10 protein-coding genes and 1 pseudogene are annotated in these 7810 nt (G+C 70.8%); 9 read left to right on the forward strand and 2 right to left on the reverse strand.

Annotated elements, in window-relative coordinates:
- The first annotated feature begins 42 nt into the window (after positions 1–42).
- Together B1205_RS16465 and B1205_RS16470 are read left to right on the forward strand one after the other, a co-directional pair.
- On the forward strand, positions 43–1623 hold the full coding sequence (locus B1205_RS16465) for a thiamine pyrophosphate-binding protein (protein ID WP_217809830.1): 1581 nt from the start codon (positions 43–45) through the stop codon (positions 1621–1623).
- Between the two features lie 81 nt (positions 1624–1704).
- Entirely contained in the window at positions 1705–2367 is a 663-nt protein-coding gene (locus B1205_RS16470; RefSeq protein ID WP_089156440.1) for a DJ-1/PfpI family protein, read from the forward strand.
- A gap of 121 nt (positions 2368–2488) precedes the next feature.
- On the opposite strand, the gene B1205_RS33015 is transcribed toward B1205_RS16470, so the two are convergent.
- Both B1205_RS33015 and B1205_RS33020 read right to left on the reverse strand, forming a co-directional pair.
- Positions 2489–2689, reverse strand: coding sequence for a hypothetical protein (locus B1205_RS33015; protein ID WP_217809831.1), 201 nt, complete (start codon positions 2687–2689; stop codon positions 2489–2491).
- 132 nt (positions 2690–2821) lie between these two features.
- Positions 2822–3178, reverse strand: a complete 357-nt coding sequence (locus B1205_RS33020; protein WP_217809832.1) for a hypothetical protein — start codon at positions 3176–3178, stop codon at positions 2822–2824.
- A gap of 278 nt (positions 3179–3456) precedes the next feature.
- On the opposite strand from B1205_RS33020, the pseudogene B1205_RS33025 reads away from it, so the two are divergent.
- The 7 genes and pseudogenes from B1205_RS33025 to B1205_RS29805 all read left to right on the forward strand — a co-directional run.
- A pseudogene (locus tag B1205_RS33025) lies at positions 3457–3732 on the forward strand (hypothetical protein); the annotation flags it as partial.
- A 105-nt stretch (positions 3733–3837) separates the two neighbouring features.
- Positions 3838–4134, forward strand: a complete 297-nt coding sequence (locus tag B1205_RS31680; RefSeq protein WP_254910004.1) for a hypothetical protein — start codon at positions 3838–3840, stop codon at positions 4132–4134.
- 9 nt (positions 4135–4143) lie between these two features.
- A complete protein-coding gene (locus B1205_RS16480; protein WP_217809834.1) occupies positions 4144–4488 on the forward strand; it encodes an STAS domain-containing protein in 345 nt (114 codons plus the stop codon).
- Entirely contained in the window at positions 4485–6587 is a 2103-nt protein-coding gene (locus tag B1205_RS16485) for a glycogen debranching protein (RefSeq protein WP_089156441.1), read from the forward strand. The genes B1205_RS16480 and B1205_RS16485 overlap by 4 nt, the downstream gene beginning before the upstream one ends.
- The gene (locus B1205_RS16490) at positions 6584–6904 is read left to right on the forward strand and encodes an STAS domain-containing protein (protein ID WP_089156442.1); all 321 of its coding nucleotides are present in this window, start codon (positions 6584–6586) and stop codon (positions 6902–6904) included. The genes B1205_RS16485 and B1205_RS16490 overlap by 4 nt, the downstream gene beginning before the upstream one ends.
- The gene (locus tag B1205_RS16495) at positions 6901–7203 is read left to right on the forward strand and encodes an ATP-binding protein (protein ID WP_089156443.1); all 303 of its coding nucleotides are present in this window, start codon (positions 6901–6903) and stop codon (positions 7201–7203) included. Before B1205_RS16490 ends, B1205_RS16495 begins: the two co-directional genes overlap by 4 nt.
- Before the next feature lie 73 nt (positions 7204–7276).
- A partial coding sequence (locus tag B1205_RS29805; protein WP_254910005.1) for a hypothetical protein occupies positions 7277–7810 on the forward strand: 534 nt, incomplete at its 3' end.

Below are 7810 nucleotides of genomic sequence, written 5' to 3' on the forward strand. Positions count from 1 at the left end.
AGGACGGGATGTCACGTGAACAGAAGACCTGGCAGAGTCGCAATGTTCGAACAGTTCGCCGCGGATGGCATGAACACCATGTTCGGCAATCCGGGCACCGTGGAACAGGGATTCCTGGACGTACTGTCGCAACTTCCGGCATTCGAGTACGTGCTGGCCCTGCACGAAACCGTCGCGGTCGCCGCCGCGGACGGTTATGCCCGCGCGGCAGGTGCGCCCGCGCTGGTGCAACTGCACACCGGCGTCGGTCTCGGCAATGCGATCGGGCTGCTGTACCAGGCGAAGCGTGGCCACTCGCCGCTGGTGGTGATCGCCGGCGAGGCGGGTGTCGCGTACGACGCGATGGACGCGCAGATGGCGGTGAACCTCGTCGACATGGCGCGTCCGGTGACCAAGTACGCGACCCGCGTGATCCACCCGGACTCGCTGCTGCGTACCCTCCGGCGGGCCGTCAAGATCGCGATGACCCCGCCCCGCGGCCCGGTCTTCGTCGCACTGCCGATGGACGTGCTGGACGCGGAGACCGCCGAGGTGGCCGTGCCCAGCACGATCCCCAGCCGCGCGGCGCTGCCGGTGGTGGAGGAACTGGACCGGGCGGCTGCGGCGCTACGGCGGGCCGAGAATCCCCTGATCCTGATGGGCGACGGCGTTTCCGTCTCGCATGCGCAGGCGGAACTCACCCGGCTGGCCGAGGTGCTCGGAGCCCCGGTGTGGGGGGTGGACAACTCGGAAGTCAACATGGACGCCACCCACCCGCTGTATCGCGGTCAACTGGGTCACATGTTCGGCGAGCAGAGCGCCCGCGTGGTCGGCGACGCGGACGCGGTGCTGATCGTCGGCACCTATGTCTTCCCCGAGGTGTTCCCGAGCCTGGTGAGCCCGTTCCGGGAGGGCGCCCGGATCGTTCACGTCGATCTCGACGAGTGGGAGATCGCGAAGAACTTCCCGGCGACGGTGGCGCTGGTCGCCGACCCGAAGCCCACCCTGGCGGCGCTCGCCGACCGGCTGGAGGGCACCGCCGGCCACCGGCCCCGGCCCGGGCGGGCCTGGACGAGGCCGACGCTGGACGATGACGCGCCGATGATCGAGGTCCTGGCCGCGGAACTGGCCGCCCGCGGCGGCGATGACCTGATCATCTTCGACGAGGCGCTGACGGCCTCGCCGGGGCTGGTCCGGCACCTGCCGGCACGGCGTCCGGGCAGCTACTTCCTGACCCGTGGGGGCTCACTGGGCATCGGCATTCCCGGTGCCATCGGGGCCAAGCTCGCCCGCCCGGAGGCGCGGGTGGTCGGCTTCACCGGCGACGGCGGCAGCATGTACACGATCCAGGCACTCTGGACGGCCGCCCGGTACGGCGTCGACGCCAAGTTTGTGATCTGCAACAACCATCGGTACCAACTGCTCGACTCGAACATCGAGCAGTACTGGCGGGAACGCGGGATCGAGGCGCACGACCACCCGGACGCCTTCGACCTCTCCCACCCGGAGATCGACTTCACGGCCCTCGCCGGTGGCCTCGGCGTAGCGGCGGAACGGGTGCAGAAGCCCGACGAGGTGGCCGGGGCGGTGCAGCGGATGCTCGCCCATCCCGGTCCGTACCTCATCGATCTCTTCACCGGATGACCGGCGCCCTCCGCCCGGGTCCGCCCGGGCGGAGGGCGTCCACCCGCACCAGTCACGATCGAGGAGAGCCGGGAACCGACAATGCTTGACATCATCCTCCGTCCGGACGGGCAGTTGGCCGGGCGTACGGTCGCGATCCTCATGGAGAGCGACTACGTCGAGCCCGAGATCGACTACTACCGCCGCCGCTTCGCCGAGGAGGGTGCGAAGGTCACCCTCCTGACCCGCCTCTGGGGCCGGCCTCGTCTCACCTTCGAGGGCCACGAACATCGGCTGCCGATCACCGTCGACGGTGACCTGGAGGCCGTGGACGCGGCCACGCTGCGGGGCTTCGACGCCCTGATCGTGCCGTCGGGCATGGTCGCGGACCGGCTCCGGTACGCCGAGACCGCCGGTGACCTGTCGCCGGCCGTACGGCTGCTACGGGCCGCCTTCGCCGAGCCCAGCGTGCTCAAGGGCGTCATCTGCCACGGATCATGGCTGCTCGCGCCGATTCCGGAGGTCGTCCATGGCCGTCCGCTCACCTGTCACCACAACCTCGTGCACGACGTGCGCAACATGGGCGCGAACTACGTCGACCAGGACATCGTGGTCGACGGTGACCTGGTCACCGCGCGGTCGGCCGACCACTGTCACCTCTTCGCCCGCACCCTGATCGACCTCATCGCCGCGCGCGTCGCCCGCCGCGACCGGCGTTGGTGGCGCGGCAGCGTGCCGACCCGCAGGGAGCCCTCCCATGCCTGACCCGCGGACTCCCGGCCTCACGGTCTCCGACCTGGTGACCGGGTACGTGACCACGCACGACCACGGGGAGCGCCTGATCGAGGTGCGCACCTCCGGCGGGGAGCGGGTCCGCCTCCGCTACTCACCCGACGTATACGCCGAGCACATGCGCAACCTCGGCGAGCCGGCCCGCAACGCCACCGCGGACCTGGCCGAGCTGCTGGTGCCGGGCCGACATCTGTTCGCGTACGGGGTCCTGGACATCGCCGCCGACGGTGTCGGTTTCGAGGCCCATCGACTGGTCATCTCCGGTGAGGCGGACGGCAGCTTCCCGTTCGAGCACCCGGACTGGTGGCCCCGCCAGGCGCGCGAGCTGGCCCGGTTCTACCGGCGGGCGCAGTTCGGCGACGGCCCGGTGGACATGCGCGACTACCGCACCATGCTGCGCCTCGGCGGTGACAAGACCGACTCGTACCTACAGGAGACCGACACGCTGTCCCGGCTGGTCTACGGCATGGGCACCGCCTTTCTGCTCAGTGGCGAGCAGGACCTGCTCGACGTGGCCGAGGCCGGCACCGCCTACCTGCGCGACCACATGCGGTTCGTGGACCGCGACCACGACGTCGTCTACTGGTACCACGGCATCGATCTGCGCGACGGCGTCGAGGTGAAGCTCTTCACCTCCGAGTTCGGCGACGACCACGCCGCGGTCCCGGCGTACGAACAGATCTACGCGCTGGTCGGGCTCACCCAGACGTACCGGCTGACCGGCGACCCGGCGATCCTCGCCGACATCGAGGCGACCATGCGGCTGATCCGCCGCTTCTTCCACGACCCGCGGCAGGGCGGGTGGTACTCGCACCTGGACCCGTTCGACCTGAGCCCGGACCACGAGTCGCTGCGGCACAACCGGCTGAGGAAGAACTGGAACTCGATCGGTGACCACACGCCCGCCTACCTGATCAACCTCTACCTGGCCACCGGCCGCCAGGAGTACGCGGACATGCTGGTCGAGTCCGCGGACCTGATCGTGGCTCGGTTCTTCGACCCCGGCNGTGGCAGCAGGACCGCGCCGTGGTGGGACACAACCTCAAGATCGCCTGGAACCTCATGCGGGTCGCGGCGCTGCGGCCGGACCCCGAGTACCGGCGTCTCGCCGAACAGATCGGGCGCACCATGCCCGACGTCGGCGCCGACCTGCGCCGCGGAGGTTGGTACGACGTGCTGGACCGGATCCCCGCCGCGGACGGCCGGCACCGGTTCACCTGGCACGACCGCAAGGCATGGTGGCAGCAGGAGCAGGGCATCCTCGCCTACCTCATCCTGGCCGGCAATGGCGGCGACACGGAGTTCCTGCGGCAGGCGCGTGAGTCCGCCGCGTTCTACAACGCGTTCTTCCTCGACCACGACGAGGGCGGCGTCTACTTCAACGTCCTCGCCAACGGCCTGCCCTACCTGCTCGGGACGGAGCGGCTCAAGGGCAGCCATTCGATGAGCTTGTACCACGCCACCGAGCTGTGCCTGCTCGCCACCGTCTACCAGCGGCTGCTGATCCGCCGCGAACCTCTCGACCTGTGGTTCCGTCCGCGCCCGGACGGCTTTCCGGACCGGTTGCTGCGGGTCGCCCCCGACCTGTTGCCGCCGGGGCGGGCCCAGTTGGGCGCCGTCGAGGTGGACGGCAGTCCGTACCACGACTTCGATCCGGTGACGATGACCGTACGCCTGCCGCGCTCCGCGTCCGACCTGACGGTTCGGGCCCGGCTGACGGTGCCCGGCGAGCGGGACTGAACGGAGGCGATGGACGTCATGCGCGTCGAGAAGTCCGTCCAGGGGGACGTCACCGTACTGTCATTGATCGGCGAGTTGGACGGCATGACCGCCATCGAGGTGAACACCGACATCCAGGCGGATCTGCCCGAGCGTGGAGACCTGCTGCTCGACCTGAGCCGCATGACCTACGTCTCCAGCGCCGGGCTGCGTATCCTCCTGCTCGTCTACCGCCAGGCGCGGCTGCGCCGGCAGCGGCTCGCGTTGGCGGAGATCCCACCGGACGTGCATGCCGTCCTGTCGGCCACCGGGTTCCTCGGCTCGGTGCAGGTCGTGGACACGGTCCAGGCGGGTGTGGAGGTGCTGCGGCGATGACCACTCCGCTGACGACCGTGACGCCGGGGGACGGGATCGAGCAGCTCGGTCCCTACCGGGTCCGGCCCGGCACCCTCCTGCCGTTCGGCGCGACCCGGGTGGCGGACGGCATCAACTTCTCCGTCCACTCGCACAGCGCCGCCGCCATGGCCCTGGTGCTGTTCCGGGCCGGTGTGCGGGAGCCGGTCGCCACGCTGCCGTTCCCGCCGCACTTCCGCCGGGGGGCGGTCTACAGCATGACGGTGCTGGACCTCGATGCGGACGACCTGGAGTACGGCTACCTGGTCCGTGGTGGCGCGGACGGCCAGCCGGAGCGGGTGCTGACCGACCCGTACGCCCGGGTGTTTCCCGGACGGACGGTCTGGGGACGCGAGGTGGACGCCGGCGACCCGTACCCGTACCGCGCCGGGGTGGCGCGATCCGAGTTCGACTGGGGCGACGACCGGCCGCCGCGCCTGGCCAAGGACGAGCTGGTCGTCTACGAGCTGCACACGCGGGGGTTCACCCGGCACCCGTCGTCCGGGGTCGCCGCCCCGGGTACCTTCGCCGGGCTGGCGGAGAAGATCCCGTACCTGCGTGACCTCGGGATCAACTGCGTCGAGCTGATGCCCATCTTCGAGTTCGACGAATGCGACAACCCGCGCCACGATCCGGCGGCGGGGCGTCGGCTCGTCAACTACTGGGGCTACCACCCGGTGGGCTTCTTCGCCCCCAAGGCCGCGTACGGCCCGGCCGACGACCTCAGACGGCTCGTCCGGCTGCTGCACGCCGAGGGCATGGAACTGATCCTCGACGTGGTGCTGAACCACACCGCCGAGGGGGACGAGCGTGGCCCCACCATCTCGCTCCGCGCGCTGGACAACGCCGCCTACTACATGTTGACCGAGGACGGCGGGTACCGGAACTTCAGCGGCACCGGCAACACCCTCAACGGGAACGACCCGATCGCCCGGACCCTCCTGCTGGACTGCCTGCGGTACTGGGTGACCGAGTTCCACGTCGACGGGTTCCGGTTCGACCTGGCGTCCGTGCTCAGTCGTGGCCCGGACGGCGTGCCGATGGGCAACCCGCCGCTCCTCGAGGCGATCGCCGCCGATCCGATCCTGCGCGACGTCACCCTCATCGCCGAGGCGTGGGACGCCGCCGGCCTCTACCAGGTCGGCAGCTTTCCGCACTACTGCCGGTGGGCCGAGTGGAACGGCCGGTACCGGGACTCGCTGCGCAGCTTCCTGCGCGGCGATCCGGGGAGCGTCAACGAACTGGCGACCCGGATGGTGGGCTCGCCGGACCTGTACGGCTGTCGTGGGCCCGCCGCGTCGGTCAACTTCGTCACCGCACACGACGGCTTCACCTTGCGTGACCTCGTCTCGTACAACGAGAAACACAACGAGGCGAACGGCGAGGCCAACCGGGACGGCGAGGCGAACAACCTGTCCTGGAACTGCGGCGTCGAAGGACCGACCGACGACCCGGACGTGCTCGCGCTCCGCGACCGGCAGGTCCGCAACGCGCTGCTGCTCCTGCTGTGCGCCCACGGCGTCCCGATGCTTCAGGCCGGCGACGAGTTCGGCCGCACCCAGCAGGGAAACAACAACGCCTACTGCCACGACGGTGAACTCACCTGGCTGGACTGGGACATGGCGCGGACGAACGCCGCCCTGGTGCGCTTCACCAGTGACGTGATCGCGTTCCGCCGCGCCCATCGGGTCCTACGCCCCGGCACGCACGTTCGGGGTGTCAGCGAAGACGGCACCGCCCTGCCCGACGTGAGCTGGCACGGTGTCCGGCCCGACGAACCCGACTGGTCGGCGGCCGGCCGCCTGCTGGCCGTCATGTTCAGCGGCGCGGAGGTGCCGGGGTACGGGCCGGACATCGTCTACCTGGCGGCCAACACGGGGGCGGAAACCGTGGCGGTGCGGCTACCGGCGCTGCCCGGCGGGTTGAGCTGGGCCAGGTTCGCCGACACCCACGACCACACCGAACCGTCGGTCCGGCCCGGGTGGGAGCGCCCGGTGGCCGACCCCGCCCACCTGCCGCTCGGACCCCGATCGGTGGTGGTGCTCACCGCTGTACCCGCTGCCGAGGAGGACCGGACATGACACTGCACATCGACACCACCACCGAGGACGGGGCCGTCACGATCGTGCTGGCCGGCGAGGCCGACAGCCGGTCGGCGCCCGCCCTCTACGACACGATCCGCCGGCTCGACACGGCCACGGTGACCCGGCTCGTCCTGGACGTGGAGCGGCTGACCTACCTCTCGTCGGCCGGGTTGCGCTGCCTCGTCTATGCCCACCAGCAGCTCGGCCGGGGGGTGCGGATCGTGATCACCGGCGCGACGGCGGAGGTGGCCGAGACCATCCGGCTCACCGGCTTCGACCACAGCGTCACGATGGTCGGCGGAGCCGGCACGTGACCGGTTACCGGCTCCGACTCGACGGCGCGCCGCCCGGGGCGCTCGCCCGCCTGCTCGCCCGCTTCGCCGTCGATGCCGGCCTGACCGATTCGCAGGCGTACCGGCTGCGGCTGGCCGCGGACGAACTGGTCACCAACGCGCGCGAGCACGGCTACCGGGGCCGGGAGGGATTCATCGAGGTCATCGGGGGAATTCGGATGGACGCCGTCTGGCTGCGCATCGAGGACTGCGCCCCACCGTTCGACCCGTCGGCGTACCGACCCGGGAGGCCCCCGTACGCCGGCGCCCGCNCGTGCTGACCCATGAGTACGTCGACGGGCGCAACCGGACCGAGCTGTGCATCCGGTTGCACCGGCCGGCAGGCGATTGCCCTTGATCCCGCAAGAGGCGGTGAGCAGCCGGAGCGCCCTCGTCATCGCGGCCTCCGGCCCGCCCGGCGATCTCGAAGCCGGCCTAGCCGACCTGGGCCTGCGGGTGCGTCATGCGGACCCCGCCGAGCTGACCCTGCGGCCGCGCCTGCTGCACGGTCACGCCGTGGTGCTCATCTCGGCGGGGCTCGGCCTGCAGCGGGTCGCGACCCTGAGCCGTCGGCTCACCGCCGGGGGATCCCGTCCGCCGGTGCTGGTCTTCGCGGACGGCGACCCGGCGGCGTTGGAGGCGTGTGCCCGAGGTGGCTTCGAGTACGTCACACCCCCGTACCTGCCGGGGTTGTTGCGCAGCCGGGTGACGGCCGCCCAGGAACGCCACGACCTGGCCCGGGTGGCCGAGGCGATGGCGACCGAGGCGACGCTGTTGGCGTACGAGCGTGACCTGTCCAGCGCCCGCCAGATGCAGGTGAGCCTGCTGCCGGCGCCGATTCCGGTGCCCGACGGTTGGGAAACCGCCGTCCGGTACCGGCCCGCCCCC

This window comes from Micromonospora sp. NBS 11-29, from assembly GCF_002140155.1.
GTDB lineage: Bacteria > Actinomycetota > Actinomycetes > Mycobacteriales > Micromonosporaceae > Micromonospora.

Bases quoted from the DNA above. Each gene is read 5' to 3' on its own strand.
- B1205_RS16465 (WP_217809830.1), top strand. From the start codon at position 43: ATGTTCGAACAGTTCGCCGCGGATGGCATGAACACCATGTTCGGCAAT.
- B1205_RS16470 (WP_089156440.1), top strand. From the start codon at position 1,705: ATGCTTGACATCATCCTCCGTCCGGACGGGCAGTTGGCCGGGCGTACG.
- B1205_RS31680 (WP_254910004.1), top strand. From the start codon at position 3,838: ATGAGCTTGTACCACGCCACCGAGCTGTGCCTGCTCGCCACCGTCTAC.
- B1205_RS16480 (WP_217809834.1), top strand. From the start codon at position 4,144: ATGGACGTCATGCGCGTCGAGAAGTCCGTCCAGGGGGACGTCACCGTA.
- B1205_RS16485 (WP_089156441.1), top strand. From the start codon at position 4,485: ATGACCACTCCGCTGACGACCGTGACGCCGGGGGACGGGATCGAGCAG.
- B1205_RS16490 (WP_089156442.1), top strand. From the start codon at position 6,584: ATGACACTGCACATCGACACCACCACCGAGGACGGGGCCGTCACGATC.